The following is a 13258-nucleotide window of genomic DNA, read 5'->3' as shown; positions in this document are numbered from 1 at the left end:
TCAAAAAATTAGAAGCTGAGGTATAGGATTCTTCTTGAAGAATCACAGAGATTCCTTCTAATTGACATTTATAACTAATCATCTCAATTAATCGAGCATGAGGGATGGTCACAAATTTTTGATTGTTGACTTTTCCTAAGTGCACTTCTTGTTTCCAACCGTCATTTTTCCCAATTACTAAAGTTGTTATCTCTTGGTCAACTAAGAGATTGACTAAATAACGACTAGCCTGATGAAGATAATTATCTATCTTCTGATTACGGCAACGAGTTAAACGGCGAATCCTCTGGGAACTTTGACGATTGCCTTTTAATAGAGATTGTAACTTAGCCCGACGTTGGTTATAAAATTGATTCAGGCTTTTTAACGGTCTGCCATTAATCAACAAAGGGATAAAGTCCGGTTGATTTGAAGTTACAGCCATCAAATTATCTATGCCTAAATCTATCGCAGCTATCTTTTCATTAAGAGCTAAGAACTGTTCGGTTTTCTCATAAATTACCTCGATTACATAACAATCACATTTAGGAACTATTCTGACTTCTGCTATGCGCTCCGCTACTCTCGTCGGCAAGGCAATTGAAGTACCTGCTTGCCCTGAGCTACGTCGAAGGGATAGTTTGACTAACCCTTGCCTAATACCTACTTTGCTTATAGCTTGAATCGTGTAAACTAAGAGATTTCTTCCTTTTTTTGGCTCCTTATAGCCAGGGATTTTGGGTTTTCCTAGAAATTTATCGGGGTGACTTTTAAACTCCGATGAAGCGGCAAAAAATGATTGCCAGTTCCGGTCTAATCCTCTTAAAACTTGTTGGGAAACTTTAGCGGGTAAAGCTTGATACTGTTCTGTCTCTTTCATGAGAGAGGCCATCTGATTATAGGTCAAATAGCCATGACCATAAATCAAGTTTTGTCGGATTAAATAATTGGCTGAGTTGTAGAGATTTTTAGACTGCCAAGATAAATTATCTATCTCAGCCCAGAATCGATGTCCTTTCTTGATAATGTGTCTTTCTGCTACTAACATATTATCCGTTGTCTTTTAACTCAGCTATAATCTTTTCTGTCTTTCTTTTCGACCTTCTTAATCCGTAAATTCGAGAACAAAAAGAGGTTATAATGGCTATTAAATCTGACATCAAATCATCTTGGTTATCCTCACTTTCATTGACAATCTCCAGTTTTTTATCTAGTTCTTTTAACAAGATTTCTAGATAATTAGTCCCAAATCTGGCTAGACGCTCTTTGTGTTCAACAATTAAAACATTATAATTGGGGTCAACGAGAATTTTGGCTAATTGTTGGCGATTGTCGTTTAATCCACTGCCTACTTCTTTGACAACTTTGTAGATTTTGTAGCCTCTGGCAACAGCATAATCTTTTAATCGGTCAGCTTGTCTATCTAGATTGTCTTTATCTTCGGCACTGGAAACTCTTGCATAAATGCAAGCTATCAAGTCGGGTTTTGAAGGGTTGTCATCCGTTATGATAATTGTACCAGAAGGCAATTGATAACCTGTTAAATTCCCTTGTTTCCACCACCTCCAAGCCGTTCGATAACTTATTCCTGTTTTTTTTGCCTAGTCCGATAGTTTTGTCTGTACATATTACCATGAATGACTATATATGACCATATTTGTATTGAAACTTTACAATACTTCAGGCTCATCCCTAAAGGTGAATTTTCTTCTGGGCTTTTTTAGTGGATAATTAGCGGGGATAACCCTACATAATGGGTGTAAAACCGCACTATCGGCCCCAGTGGCAACCTGACAAAATTAAATTATCTCAGTCAAAGAGGACAAATCAATGAAACCGATTGTTGAATCTTTTTACAACTGGTACAGCAGCAAAATTACTCACCCTAAATATCGTTGGATTATCATTCTGGGAACTATGGTTTATCTGTTTAGTCCCCTCGATATTTCCCCTGACATTTTCCCGATTATTGGTTGGATCGATGATGGGATTGTCCTCACCCTTTTAACCACGGAATTATCGCGATTAGTTCTTGATTATCGCAATCGCCGTCCGGGGGGAGTAAATAATCAAACCGAAGTTTCTTCCCCAACCAATGCCGTTGATACCGATGCTGTAGAAGTCAGAAGTTAGAATTCGGAAGTCTCAATTCTGACTTCTGACTTCAGGAGATTGCTGTTATTTATTCTCCCCCCGCAACGCCCACGAATTGGTCTCCTCACACCCCACAGCCCATCGGGAGCATCTCACCTTTGTAACCCCTAAATCAGGTTTTTATGTCAAGCTATTTTGAAAGCATTGCTAGAAACCAGTTTTATGGATAAGTATAATTACTCACTTGCATAAATGAGATGCTCTCCCCTCGCCCCGCGTTCGGTCAGCTTTTTTTAGTTCGAGCAATGCCATACGCCAGTGTGGAAATTTTCTTACCCATCGCATCATACAGGTTCAATTCATCGCCAGCGTCATTCCAAATAGCCGTTTTACTGGCAAAAGAAAAACCACCAGTTTCAGAATGTACTTCGTTGGTATAAACCCGAAAAGTCTTGCCAGACGCTAAAACAGTATTTGCTGGGAAAGTAAATTGCTGCCTGGCACTGCCGACCGAAGTGATTTTCCAACCTGAAATATTGACGGGATGATTGCCGCGATTGCTAAGCTCAACATATTCGTCAGATTGTGTTTTCTTAACCAGTCCTTTATAAACCAAGTTAGACATAAACACGTCATCCTCTGCGGTGATGCTAAACTCTTCTGTTTCGATGGTCTTCGGTTTAGGTGGCTCAGAAGTTGCTGGCGAAGGCGTAGGTTCAGACCGTGCTGGTGCATTTGGCTTAATATAGTCTGCGGTTGCAATCAGCCCTTGATTACTACCAGTCATTACAATGTTGGCAGTGGCATTTGGTAATAAACTGATTGAATTGCCGTTGTTTTGATAAAGGGTTTTCACATTGCTAAACAATGGATGGCTTGGGCTGGTAACCGCTAGGCTACCACTGATTTTGTTATAAACGCCGTCAAATTTCAAACCAAAAGCTGTCAAAAACGTATTCCATTGACCCGCCTCTGCTTGGCTGCCACCATGCCCTGTGCCTGCGCAAAGATAGACTTTACCGCCGTTTTTGACATAATCAATTAATACTTGATTATCAACTGGGTCGCCACCTACAAAAATGGCATCATATTGAGCCAATGCTACCGCATTAATGGCAATGTTCATGCCTTTTGTCCAAGTATGCCCAGCACCAGTCATGGTACGCTCAAGCGTTGCGCCGACCAATCCAAAGTTATTGGACAAAACATGAAATTTTCCCTGTGTCGTTCCTACAAAATATGTGGCAACATTCAACGCAAAAGTCGCGGTATCAGATACCGATTGAAAACCAGCATCGCTTAAAGCCCACTCGTCATTATGAACAATAATTCGACCATTGGCTGGTTTTTCGATTGGTACAAACACGGGGGCATCATCTATGCCATGCACTTTTAAAGAATAGACGCGGTTACTTGAACCAGAAAATGCGGTTTCCGCCGCACCAGTACTGGTGAATAACACGCTACCAGATAAATTGCCTAAATCCCAAGCTTCTTGTTCGGTTTTACGGTTAAAACTGACGCTTCCTGTTTGTGGATAGTAAACACCAGCAAAATCATTTGGTTGTACAGCAATAGCTGTTGTTAATGCAAATTGATTTAAGCCAAGCGCTGGTGTTTTTAAATCACTTTTACCAACCACAGACCAAGCGTTTGCGGTTTTTCTATAAATGACTAATTGGACAGGAGTTACTTTGTCTGCCCATATTTCCCAAGAGTTGAGTACACCTTTGCCACTTATAGGGACGTTGAGATCAACTAAGTAAAAATTAGAGCGAGAGTCACTGACCCCACGAGTTTTTAATTCGTTGCCGCCCGTAATGGTTGATTTTGTCATAATAATTTTCTCCAATGACTAACTGCATAATATACGGAAAAGTGGCTCTTCGGTAATTTTTATCCTACATTCCGCACCTAGTCATTGAAATCAACAGTTGCTCTAGCCCTTGTATAGTAAGACTTTTAGCGATTACTAAGAATTATTAAGTGTCACACTCTAGTCAGTGATCGCTGGTTTAATGAGAGTTGATCTAGCCCATCTCCCTAAACTGGAATCAAAGAACTATCGACGGTGGACAAAAGTGTTTGCACCTCCTCATCGCTGGTTTGGGAAAAGTCCTCGTACCAAAGAGAAATTGATCTCAATTCGTAGGGTTTATGTAGGCAAATTACTCGATCGACTAATTTTTCTAATTGATCACAAACTTCCGGCGGGGCAACAGGAACAGCAATAATAATAGCAGCGGGATTTTCAGCCTTAAGGGTCAGAATCGCCGCTTTAATCGTTGCTCCCGTAGCGATCCCATCATCTACTAGAATAATCGTTTTTCCCGTCAGGTCCGGAAAGGGTCGCTCACCTCGATACAAGCGATTGCGTCGCTCTAATTCGATCATTTCTTCCTTTGCTACCCGTTCCATCATCGCCTCCGATAGGTGCAAGTCTTCAACGATACTTTCATTGATTACCCGCACACCATTCTGACCGATTGCCCCAAAAGCTAACTCTTTTCGCTCTGGTACACCTAATTTTCGCACTAAACACAGATCTAGGGGTAAATGTAACCTTTGGGCAATTTCAAAGGCGATCGGAACCCCCCCCCGGGGCAAAGCCAAAACTAGCGCCCTAGCACTATTGGTATATTCTGTCAAGTAACTAGCTAATAGTCTCCCTGCCGATCGCCGATCTTTGAGCAGATAAGTCATAACTCTCTCCTAGGGGTTAATCCCCGTGGGGATCCCTAGTTTCCCCTGACTTTATTCTATATTTCTCCGCTCATCTTTAGCGGAAATGTTAAGAAATTTAGCGAAGGCTTGACATTTTTTCAGCTAACCGCAGTTTTTCTAGGCCAGAGATCGGCTAAAATCTTAGGCCAGAGGGTTTTGTAAAGTTAGGTAACAAAGATGAATCAAAGTTTAAGTGATGCGCTAGAGCCGATCGCCGCTGCCTTTCGCGGTCTCGGAACTCCCGAACCGATCGTTCATTGGGGACATCCAGTCATGATGGGGATCGTGGTTTTAGTTATGGGTAGTTATACTGCCTATGCCGGTTGGCAAAGCCGTTTAAGCAAAGATGGGGACGTAGTGGCCAAAAATCGGGCTGATCACCGCAAACTCGCCCCCTGGCTGTTTTTATTTATCGCTCTCGGTTACACCGGCGGTATTTTATCCCTAGTCATGCAGAAACATCCAATCCTCGAAAGCAGCCATTTCTGGACAGGATCGATCGCCATCGGTTTATTAGCTTTCAATGGATTATTGTCCCTCACTGGCTTCGCTGGCGAGAAAAAAGAACTTTTCCGGACTATTCACGCTTATATCGGCAGTATTGCCCTGATTTTACTGCTAGTTCACGGTGTTTTCGGTCTTCAGTTGGGATTATCTCTCTAGTTGGTTTATTTATGGCTGCGGGTGGGCCAATTCCCACCCGGAAGTTTTTCACCGCAGAAGACTGTGGCCAAGGACAATAATTGAAGAAATTATGACTTTAAGCACTATTCTTGGGATTCCGAGTTTAGAATTAACAGGTAATTTACCCAGAAAGTAAAGTATCGTCACGCAACGAGGAGATAGATATTTTGAAGAAAGTAGAAGCGATTATCCGACCCTTTAAACTTGAAGAGGTGAAAATCGCCCTAGTTAACGCGGGCATTGTCGGCATGACCGTCTCCGAAGTTAGAGGTTTCGGTCGTCAGAAAGGTCAATCGGAACGTTATCGCGGTTCCGAGTATACCGTCGAATTTCTCCAAAAACTCAAGATCGAGATCGTCGTCGAAGATAAGCAGGTCGATATGGTCGTCGATAAGCTGATTTCTGCGGCGCGTACCGGTGAAATCGGAGACGGTAAAATCTTTATCTCCCCCGTGGAACAGATCGTCCGCATCCGTACCGGAGAAAAAAATCTCGAAGCGATTTAACCCCCCGACAAGGGATGATAGCACAATGCTGTCATCCCCCCCCCATTGAAAGTGTTTCCCGTCAAGAAGTGTAACCTAATTTGGTATCGACCACCGACGACCGATTCCCCAAAACGGAAACTTTGTACCTCAACATTAAGATAACTACTATAATTGAATCTATTGGCTCGGTCTGCCCCCATCGCTGCTGAAGACCGCCGAACGGGATAAATAATTTGACCAGACTAGATATGATCATTTTCGGTGACTAAAAAAACCTCTTGCCTAAAAAGTCACAAATATTATATAATGTTTGATTGTGGCCAAAATCGGGGTTAGGTGGTGCTGAAGGCACTGCCGAGCAGAACCGCCTTGGTCGCTCGGTCTTCGCCTGGATACTGAAGATAAACCCTTTAAGTCCTGAAGAAACAAAGACCAGCAACAATCTAGGCAGAACCAGCAAACCTGTCTAGTCCTACTTACGAATTTAACGGGATGCCAGCTTAAATAACTCGAAAAAAGTCATTCAAGTTGGGCAGGCTGATAAAGCGGGAAAGATTTTTCTCGCTCCTATAGCCACGGCCACGTTATTTTTGATTGTCGTCTAGTAAAGATAAAGAGAACAATCCGTGTCTATCGGTATCCTCGGTACAAAACTGGGCATGACCCAAATCTTCGACAACAAAACGGGAGTCGCCATTCCCGTCACCGTCGTTCAAGCCGGTCCGTGTCCCGTCACCCAAGTCAAAACTAAAAAAACCGACGGTTATGAATCCATCCAAGTGGGATACAAAACCGTCAAAGAAAAAGCCCTCAACAAACCGCTACTCGGTCATTTAGCCAAAGCCGGTGTCTCCCCCCTGCGGCATTTAATCGAATACCGTCTTGAGGACGCATCCGCTTACACTTTAGGCCAAGAAATTACCGCCGCTATCTTCCAAGAAGGCGATTTGGTCGATGTGGCTGGAACCACCATCGGACGGGGTTTCTCCGGCTATCAAAAACGCCATAACTTCAAGCGCGGTAACATGACCCACGGTTCCAAAAACCACCGTCTCCCCGGTTCCACCGGCGCTGGTACTACCCCCGGTCGGGTCTTCCCGGGTAAGAGAATGGCTGGACAATACGGAGCCACCCAAGTGACCATCCGCAAACTGTCCGTGGTCAAAATCGATAGCGAACGCAACCTGATCCTGATCAAAGGAGCCGTCCCGGGCAAACCAGGAACCCTGTTAAACATCACCCCCGCCAAGAAATTTGGTAAATAGGGCAAGGAAAGATTAAAGCCATGGTTAACTACACAGTCAAAAATTGGCAAGGGGAAGAAGCGGGAACAGGCACCCTGGAACTGAAAACCGCTAAACCCGAAACCGCCAAACACCTAATTCACCGCGTCGTCGTCAGCCATCTAGCGGCGGCCCGCCAAGGTAACGCCTCCAGCAAAACCCGCTCGGAAGTGCGCGGCGGTGGTCGCAAACCCTGGCGGCAAAAAGGCACCGGTCGTGCCAGAGCCGGTTCGATCCGTTCTCCCCTCTGGCGTGGTGGCGGTGTCATCTTCGGACCCAAACCCAGAGATTTTGAGGTTAAGGTCAATCGCAAAGAGAAAAGATTAGCCCTGAGAACCGCTTTGATCAGCCAGGCCGATAACTTTATCGTGGTGGAAAGCTTCGCCGAACAATTCTCCCAACCCAAAACCAAGGAGCTCACCGCTGCCTTAAGTCGCTGGGGAGCCAGTCCAGAGGAAAAAATTCTGCTGATTTTGACGGAAATTCCCGAAAATGTCTATTTATCGGGACGTAATATCTGCAATCTCAAAATTATTCGCGCCGATAGTCTCAACGTCTATGATGTCATCCTAGCCGATCGAGTTATCGCCACCGCCGCAGCCCTAGCCAAAATTGAGGAGGTCTATGGTGCTTAAAACCGAAGCCAGGCAACTCGCCGATCTGATCCTAAAGCCGATCGTGACCGAGAAAGCCACCCTGCTCCTAGAACAAAATAAATACGTCTTCGATGTCGCATTGAAAGCGACTAAGCCGGAAATTCAAGCGGCGATCGAATTGCTGTTTGACGTGAAAGTAACGAAAGTGAACACCAGCCGCCCCTCTCGTCAGAAAAAACGCGTCGGCCGTTTCCTCGGTTACAAACCCCAATACAAACGCGCGATCGTGACCCTAGCGGAAGGCGACTCGATCGCCCTCTATCCCGACGTATAACCACCAAGAAACCCGATAACGGAAAACTAAACTATGGGTATTCGTTCTTTTAGACCTTTAACCCCCGGGACAAGGCAGGCGGCCATCTCCGACTTTAAAGAGATCACCAAAACCGAACCGGAAAAGTCCCTGACTCATCGCAAACACAGCAAACAGGGGCGTAATAATCGCGGTGTCGTTACCAGTCGTCACCGGGGCGGCGGCCATAAACGCCTCTACCGGATTATCGATTTTCGTCGCGATAAACGGGATATTCCCGCCACAGTAGCGGCGATCGAGTACGATCCTAACCGTAACGCCCGCATTGCCCTGCTTTTCTACAAAGACGGGGAAAAACGCTACATCATCGCCCCCGCCGGTTTAGGCGTTGGTGATACCGTCATCGCCGGAGAAAACGCTCCCTTCGAGGTCGGTAATGCCCTACCCTTAAGTCGCATCCCCCTAGGGACAGAAGTTCATAACATCGAACTCGTCCCCGGTCGCGGTGGTCAAATGGTGCGGGCTGCTGGTGGTTTCGCCCAAGTGGTAGCGAAAGAAGGCGATTACGTTACCATCCGCCTCCCCTCCAAGGAAGTACGCATGATCCGGCGTGAATGCTACGCCACCATCGGAAAAGTCGGTAACGCCGAAGCTAGAAACATCAGTCTCGGTAAAGCCGGCCGTACCCGTCACCGCGGTCAACGCCCCCATGTTCGGGGTAGCGTCATGAACCCAGTGGATCACCCGCATGGAGGTGGAGAGGGTCGCGCTCCGATTGGACGTTCTGGCCCGATGACTCCCTGGGGTAAACCCGCCCTCGGCCGCAAAACTCGCAACAAGAAAAAACGCAGTAGCGATCTGATCGTGCGCCGTCGTAACCAGGGTTAGAAATTATTACTTTACTTTTGACTGAAAATTATGGGTCGTTCACTGAAAAAGGGGCCATTTGTCGCTGGCCACCTGATGGAAAAAATCGAAAAACTCAACGCCCAGGGCAGTAAACAAGTGATTAAAACTTGGTCCCGGGCCTCGACAATCATTCCCGATATGGTCGGTCACACGATCGCCGTTCACAACGGCAAACAGCACGTTCCCGTCTATGTTTCCGAGCAGATGGTCGGTCATAAACTCGGTGAATTCGCTCCCACCCGCACCTTCCGCGGCCACGCCAAGAGCGACAAAAAAGCAGGACGGAAATAGATCGGTGGGCGGTTATCTTAAAACCGTCAGCCCCCGGTCAGCGTTCAGATAACCATGAGATGGTGGGTTACGGCGACTAGATAAATTAATAACTAAGTCTTATAAGTTGTCGTCGCCTAACCCACCCTACCTAACTGATAACTGATAACTGAAATGACCATCGATACCTCTAACGAAGTCAAAGCGATCGCCCGCTATATTCGGATGTCACCCCTGAAAGTCAGACGGGTACTCGATCAGATCCGCGGTCGCTCCTATCGGGAAGCCCTAATTATTCTCGAATTCATGCCCTACCGGGCCTGTGACCCGATTCTGAAAGTCCTGCGTTCCGCCGTTGCCAACGCCGAAAATAACGAAGGACTCGATCCCGCCACTTTGGTAGTTAGCCAAGCCTTTGCCGATGGCGGACCGACCCTAAAACGTTTTCGACCTCGGGCTCAAGGGCGCGCCTACCAAATTCGCAAACCCACCTGTCATATCACCGTCGCCGTCGCTCCTAGCAACAAAGACTAATCACCTTAACTAAAAAACCACAATGGGACAAAAAATCCATCCCCTCGGTTTTCGTCTCGGCGTTATCAAAGATCATAAATCTTGCTGGTATGCCGACGCGAAACGTTACCCCGAATTAGTGCAAGAAGATCGCCGCATTCGCCAGTACGTCGAAAAAAACCTCGCTAATGCCGGTATCGCCGATATTCGCATCGAACGCAAGGCCGATCAAGTAGATATCTCCATCCACACCGCCCGCCCTGGGGTCGTCGTCGGTCGTGGTGGCACGGGAATCGAACAGCTGCGCCTAGGTTTACAAAAAGCCCTCGGTGGCCAGCGTCAAATTCGCATTAACGTCATCGAAGTGGCTCGCGTTGATGCCGATGCCAACCTGATCGCCGAATACATCGCCCAACAACTAGAAAGACGGGTTTCCTTCCGTCGTGTGGTTCGCCAGGCCATCCAACGGGCGCAGAGGGCCGAAGTGAAAGGGATCAAAATTCAAGTTAGCGGTCGTCTCAACGGCGCGGAAATCGCTCGCACCGAATGGGTGCGGGAAGGACGAGTTCCCCTCCATACCCTGCGGGCCGATATCGATTACTCCTATAAAACCGCCAGCACCATCTACGGGATTCTAGGCGTGAAAGTTTGGATCTTTAAGGGCGAAATTATCCCCGGCCAAGAAGAAATTGCCGCCGCCGTTCCCGCTCAAGCACCGCGCCGTCAACAGCGTCGCCGTCAACAGTTTGAAGATCGCTCTAGTGAGGGCTGATCCCTAATATTTATCAGTGGTAAATAGCTCATGTTAAGTCCCAAAAGAACAAAATTCCGCAAACAACAGCGCGGACGGATGCGCGGGCTGGCCACCGGCGGAAATACGATTAATTTCGGCGATTTCGCCCTGCAAGCCACCGAACCCTGTTGGATTACTTCCCGTCAAATCGAAGCGGCCAGACGGGCAATGACTCGTTATATCCGTCGGGGTGGCAAAATCTGGATTCGCGTTTTTCCCGATAAACCCGTGACCCAAAGGGCAGCAGAAACTCGGATGGGTTCCGGGAAAGGTTCCCCCGAATTCTGGGTAGCCGTGGTTAAACCGGGGTTCATTATGTTTGAAATTGCCGGGGTAGCCGAACCCATAGCCCGGGAAGCAATGCGCCTAGCCGCCCAAAAATTACCGATTAAGACCAAATTTATCACTCGCGAGGAGGATTTCGTCTAATGGCTTTACCGAAAATCGCCGAAGTGAGGAAGATGAGCGATGAGGAAATCGCTGACGCTGTCCTCGATGCCAAAAAGAAACTGTTTGAATTGCGTTTGCAACAGGCCACCCGCCGCTTGGAAAAAACCCACGAATTCAAACACACCCGCCACCGTCTCGGCCAATTATTGACCGTAGAACGGGAGCGCCAACTAGCCCAGTCCACCCCGGAGGCATAACCCGCTATGGCAGTTAAAGAAAGAGTTGGGGTAGTAGTCAGCGACAAAATGGATAAAACCGTAGTGGTAGCCATTGAAAACCGCTCTCCTCACCCCAAATACGGCAAAATCGTCGTGAAAACCCAGAAATTTAAAGCTCACGACGAAGAAAATCAAGCCAAACAAGGCGATCGAGTTCGTATTCGTGAAACCCGCCCCCTCAGTAAAACCAAACGTTGGCAAGTGGCGGAAATATTAACCGATAATTAAATTTCACCTAGGTAAAAACCGTGATTCAACAACAAACCTACTTAAATGTCGCTGATAATAGCGGGGCGCGGAAACTAATGTGTCTGCGGGTGCTGGGAACAGGTAACTGTACCTACGGTGGCATCGGTGACAAAATTATCGCCGTGGTTAAGGACGCTATCCCCAATATGCCCGTGAAAAAATCCGATGTGGTCACTGCGGTGATTGTGCGGACCCGTCAAACCGTCCGTCGCGATAGCGGTATGAGCATCCGTTTTGATGATAACGCCGCCGTGATTATTAATAATGACGGTAATCCCAAAGGTACGCGGGTTTTTGGTCCGGTCGCTCGGGAATTGCGCGATAAAAACTACACCAAAATTGTTTCCTTAGCCCCAGAAGTTCTCTGATCAAAGTGAAAAGTACTAAGGCAATTGGCTGATGGCTAGTCTAAAACTTTTCACACTTTGAGGTCAAAAAAAAATGAGTAAGAAAAACAGTCAAACCTCACCCCAAAAGCAAAAAATGCACGTTAAAAAAGGGGATGTCGTTCAAGTAATCGCCGGTTCCGATAAGGGCAAAGTGGGCGAAATTTTACGGGCCCTACCCCAAGAAAGTACCGTGGTGGTCAAGGGAGTTAATATCCGCACCAAACACACTAAACCCCAACAGGAAGGGGAATCGGGTCAAATCGTTACCTACGAAGCACCGATTCACAGTTCCAAAGTGATGCTCTATTCCGAGAAGAAAAAAATCGCCAGTCGGGTGGGTTATACCTTTACCGAAGACGGTCGGAAAGTGCGGATACTGAAGAAAACTGGCGAAATTATTGATTAGTTTCCCATCAATTCTAGTTCCTGACCAAGCCCAGGAAAAGCAAGCAGCAAAACTATGAGCCAAAAACTAAAAACCACCTATCAAGAAACCATTGTTCCGAAACTGAAAGAACAATTTGGTTATACCAATATCCACCAAGTACCTAAAGTTATCAAAATTACCGTTAACCGCGGTCTTGGGGAAGCTTCACAAAACGCCAAAGCTTTGGAGTCTTCCAAGGAGGAACTGTCCACCATCACCGGACAACAACCGGTAGTGACTAGAGCTAAAAAAGCGATCGCTGGCTTCAAAATTCGCGAAGGAATGCCCGTGGGAGTCATGGTGACATTACGCGGCGATCGAATGTACGCTTTTTTAGACCGTCTAATTAATCTGGCCCTACCACGCATTCGCGACTTTCGCGGTATCAGCGGTAACAGTTTTGATGGTCGTGGTAACTACAGTTTAGGCATTCGTGAACAGTTGATCTTCCCCGAAATTGAATACGACAAAATCGATCAAATTCGTGGGATGGACATCTCAATCATCACCACCGCTAAAAACGACGAAGAAGGACGCGCCCTCCTCAAAGAGATGGGAATGCCCTTTAGATAAATCAATCAAGAGAAAAGTAAACAGTGACCGGTAAATAAGTGAACAGTAAACAGTAAACAGTAAACAGTGAACAGTGAACAGTCAACAGTGATTGAGTGAAAAGACAGCAGGAACCTGCTATTTAATACTACTCACTTAATACTCAAATCTGATAACTGATAACTGATAACTGACCACTGATGTTGATCCCAATTTAGGAGAAAAACAGGTAATTCATGTCTGCTAACGATACCATCTCGGATATGCTGACCCGCATCCGTAACGCTTGCGCGGTTCGGCAGACCACTACTCAAATTCCCACCACGC

The 13258-nt window shown here is 46.5% G+C and carries 20 protein-coding genes and 1 pseudogene; 17 read left to right on the top strand and 4 right to left on the bottom strand.

What is annotated here, in order from left to right; all coding sequences use genetic code 11:
* Nucleotides 1-1027 (bottom strand): RNA-guided endonuclease InsQ/TnpB family protein (locus PX484_RS05120; protein WP_288103067.1); only part of this gene is annotated, 1027 nt, incomplete at its 3' end.
* 1 nt (nucleotide 1028) lies between these two features.
* Nucleotides 1029-1568: pseudogene (locus PX484_RS05115) on the bottom strand (IS607 family transposase); the annotation flags it as partial.
* A gap of 241 nt (nucleotides 1569-1809) precedes the next feature.
* Between PX484_RS05115 and PX484_RS05110 the strand changes: the two are divergent.
* Nucleotides 1810-2112, top strand: a complete 303-nt coding sequence (locus tag PX484_RS05110; RefSeq protein ID WP_002801910.1) for a YkvA family protein — start codon at nucleotides 1810-1812, stop codon at nucleotides 2110-2112.
* A gap of 244 nt (nucleotides 2113-2356) precedes the next feature.
* Here PX484_RS05110 and PX484_RS05105 read toward each other — a convergent pair whose 3' ends face one another.
* Both PX484_RS05105 and PX484_RS05100 read right to left on the bottom strand, forming a co-directional pair.
* Complete coding sequence (locus PX484_RS05105) at nucleotides 2357-3910, bottom strand: lamin tail domain-containing protein (RefSeq protein ID WP_002801911.1); 1554 nt, start codon at nucleotides 3908-3910, stop codon at nucleotides 2357-2359.
* 206 nt (nucleotides 3911-4116) lie between these two features.
* A complete protein-coding gene (locus PX484_RS05100) occupies nucleotides 4117-4776 on the bottom strand; it encodes a phosphoribosyltransferase (protein ID WP_287767395.1) in 660 nt (219 codons plus the stop codon).
* A gap of 198 nt (nucleotides 4777-4974) precedes the next feature.
* On the opposite strand from PX484_RS05100, the gene PX484_RS05095 reads away from it, so the two are divergent.
* The 16 genes from PX484_RS05095 to rpsH form a co-directional block, all read left to right on the top strand.
* A complete protein-coding gene (locus tag PX484_RS05095) occupies nucleotides 4975-5460 on the top strand; it encodes a DUF4079 domain-containing protein (RefSeq protein ID WP_287658867.1) in 486 nt (161 codons plus the stop codon).
* 188 nt (nucleotides 5461-5648) lie between these two features.
* Complete coding sequence (locus tag PX484_RS05090) at nucleotides 5649-5987, top strand: P-II family nitrogen regulator (protein WP_002801914.1); 339 nt, start codon at nucleotides 5649-5651, stop codon at nucleotides 5985-5987.
* A gap of 608 nt (nucleotides 5988-6595) precedes the next feature.
* Nucleotides 6596-7234, top strand: coding sequence for a 50S ribosomal protein L3 (gene rplC, locus PX484_RS05085; RefSeq protein ID WP_002734589.1), 639 nt, complete (start codon nucleotides 6596-6598; stop codon nucleotides 7232-7234).
* Between the two features lie 20 nt (nucleotides 7235-7254).
* Nucleotides 7255-7887 carry a 50S ribosomal protein L4 gene (gene rplD, locus PX484_RS05080; RefSeq protein ID WP_002732765.1) on the top strand — a complete coding sequence of 211 codons (633 nt, stop codon included), beginning with the start codon at nucleotides 7255-7257 and terminating at the stop codon, nucleotides 7885-7887.
* Nucleotides 7877-8182, top strand: a complete 306-nt coding sequence (locus PX484_RS05075; RefSeq protein WP_002746599.1) for a 50S ribosomal protein L23 — start codon at nucleotides 7877-7879, stop codon at nucleotides 8180-8182. The genes rplD and PX484_RS05075 overlap by 11 nt, the downstream gene beginning before the upstream one ends.
* A gap of 33 nt (nucleotides 8183-8215) precedes the next feature.
* Entirely contained in the window at nucleotides 8216-9049 is an 834-nt protein-coding gene (gene rplB / locus PX484_RS05070) for a 50S ribosomal protein L2 (RefSeq protein WP_002746601.1), read from the top strand.
* Nucleotides 9050-9079: 30 nt separating this feature from the next.
* On the top strand, nucleotides 9080-9361 hold the full coding sequence (gene rpsS, locus PX484_RS05065) for a 30S ribosomal protein S19 (protein ID WP_002753908.1): 282 nt from the start codon (nucleotides 9080-9082) through the stop codon (nucleotides 9359-9361).
* Nucleotides 9362-9514: 153 nt separating this feature from the next.
* Complete coding sequence (gene rplV / locus PX484_RS05060; protein WP_002746605.1) at nucleotides 9515-9874, top strand: 50S ribosomal protein L22; 360 nt, start codon at nucleotides 9515-9517, stop codon at nucleotides 9872-9874.
* A gap of 22 nt (nucleotides 9875-9896) precedes the next feature.
* Nucleotides 9897-10625, top strand: a complete 729-nt coding sequence (rpsC, locus tag PX484_RS05055; protein ID WP_002801919.1) for a 30S ribosomal protein S3 — start codon at nucleotides 9897-9899, stop codon at nucleotides 10623-10625.
* Between the two features lie 30 nt (nucleotides 10626-10655).
* On the top strand, nucleotides 10656-11075 hold the full coding sequence (gene rplP, locus PX484_RS05050) for a 50S ribosomal protein L16 (RefSeq protein WP_002780088.1): 420 nt from the start codon (nucleotides 10656-10658) through the stop codon (nucleotides 11073-11075).
* On the top strand, nucleotides 11075-11293 hold the full coding sequence (rpmC, locus tag PX484_RS05045; protein WP_002801921.1) for a 50S ribosomal protein L29: 219 nt from the start codon (nucleotides 11075-11077) through the stop codon (nucleotides 11291-11293). The genes rplP and rpmC overlap by 1 nt, the downstream gene beginning before the upstream one ends.
* A 6-nt stretch (nucleotides 11294-11299) precedes the next feature.
* Nucleotides 11300-11542 (top strand): 30S ribosomal protein S17, encoded by a 243-nt coding sequence (gene rpsQ, locus PX484_RS05040; protein ID WP_002801923.1) that lies wholly within the window; start codon nucleotides 11300-11302, stop codon nucleotides 11540-11542.
* A gap of 20 nt (nucleotides 11543-11562) precedes the next feature.
* Nucleotides 11563-11931: a 50S ribosomal protein L14 gene (gene rplN / locus PX484_RS05035; protein ID WP_002732358.1), complete on the top strand. Its 369-nt coding sequence runs from the start codon at nucleotides 11563-11565 to the stop codon at nucleotides 11929-11931.
* 73 nt (nucleotides 11932-12004) lie between these two features.
* Entirely contained in the window at nucleotides 12005-12358 is a 354-nt protein-coding gene (gene rplX / locus PX484_RS05030; RefSeq protein WP_002801924.1) for a 50S ribosomal protein L24, read from the top strand.
* A 54-nt stretch (nucleotides 12359-12412) separates the two neighbouring features.
* Nucleotides 12413-12952: a 50S ribosomal protein L5 gene (rplE, locus tag PX484_RS05025; protein WP_002734750.1), complete on the top strand. Its 540-nt coding sequence runs from the start codon at nucleotides 12413-12415 to the stop codon at nucleotides 12950-12952.
* A 215-nt stretch (nucleotides 12953-13167) separates the two neighbouring features.
* Nucleotides 13168-13258, top strand: a 91-nt coding sequence (rpsH, locus tag PX484_RS05020; RefSeq protein WP_288103068.1) for a 30S ribosomal protein S8, incomplete at its 3' end; no start/stop codon positions are given.

The sequence above is a fragment of the Microcystis sp. M49636_WE2 genome (genome assembly GCF_030065375.1).
GTDB lineage: Bacteria > Cyanobacteriota > Cyanobacteriia > Cyanobacteriales > Microcystaceae > Microcystis > Microcystis aeruginosa_C.
Note: the sequence above shows the minus strand (reverse complement) of the source record. Positions and strands in the feature narration are given on the sequence as shown.

Coding starts and splice junctions, on each gene's coding strand:
- rpsQ (WP_002801923.1), top strand. CDS start 11,300: ATGGCAGTTAAAGAAAGAGTTGGGGTAGTAGTCAGCGACAAAATGGAT.
- rpsC (WP_002801919.1), top strand. CDS start 9,897: ATGGGACAAAAAATCCATCCCCTCGGTTTTCGTCTCGGCGTTATCAAA.
- rpsS (WP_002753908.1), top strand. CDS start 9,080: ATGGGTCGTTCACTGAAAAAGGGGCCATTTGTCGCTGGCCACCTGATG.
- PX484_RS05105 (WP_002801911.1), bottom strand. CDS start 3,910: ATGACAAAATCAACCATTACGGGCGGCAACGAATTAAAAACTCGTGGG.
- PX484_RS05100 (WP_287767395.1), bottom strand. CDS start 4,776: ATGACTTATCTGCTCAAAGATCGGCGATCGGCAGGGAGACTATTAGCT.
- rplB (WP_002746601.1), top strand. CDS start 8,216: ATGGGTATTCGTTCTTTTAGACCTTTAACCCCCGGGACAAGGCAGGCG.
- rpmC (WP_002801921.1), top strand. CDS start 11,075: ATGGCTTTACCGAAAATCGCCGAAGTGAGGAAGATGAGCGATGAGGAA.
- rplE (WP_002734750.1), top strand. CDS start 12,413: ATGAGCCAAAAACTAAAAACCACCTATCAAGAAACCATTGTTCCGAAA.
- rplV (WP_002746605.1), top strand. CDS start 9,515: ATGACCATCGATACCTCTAACGAAGTCAAAGCGATCGCCCGCTATATT.
- rplP (WP_002780088.1), top strand. CDS start 10,656: ATGTTAAGTCCCAAAAGAACAAAATTCCGCAAACAACAGCGCGGACGG.
- PX484_RS05095 (WP_287658867.1), top strand. CDS start 4,975: ATGAATCAAAGTTTAAGTGATGCGCTAGAGCCGATCGCCGCTGCCTTT.
- rplD (WP_002732765.1), top strand. CDS start 7,255: ATGGTTAACTACACAGTCAAAAATTGGCAAGGGGAAGAAGCGGGAACA.
- PX484_RS05075 (WP_002746599.1), top strand. CDS start 7,877: ATGGTGCTTAAAACCGAAGCCAGGCAACTCGCCGATCTGATCCTAAAG.
- rplX (WP_002801924.1), top strand. CDS start 12,005: ATGAGTAAGAAAAACAGTCAAACCTCACCCCAAAAGCAAAAAATGCAC.
- PX484_RS05110 (WP_002801910.1), top strand. CDS start 1,810: ATGAAACCGATTGTTGAATCTTTTTACAACTGGTACAGCAGCAAAATT.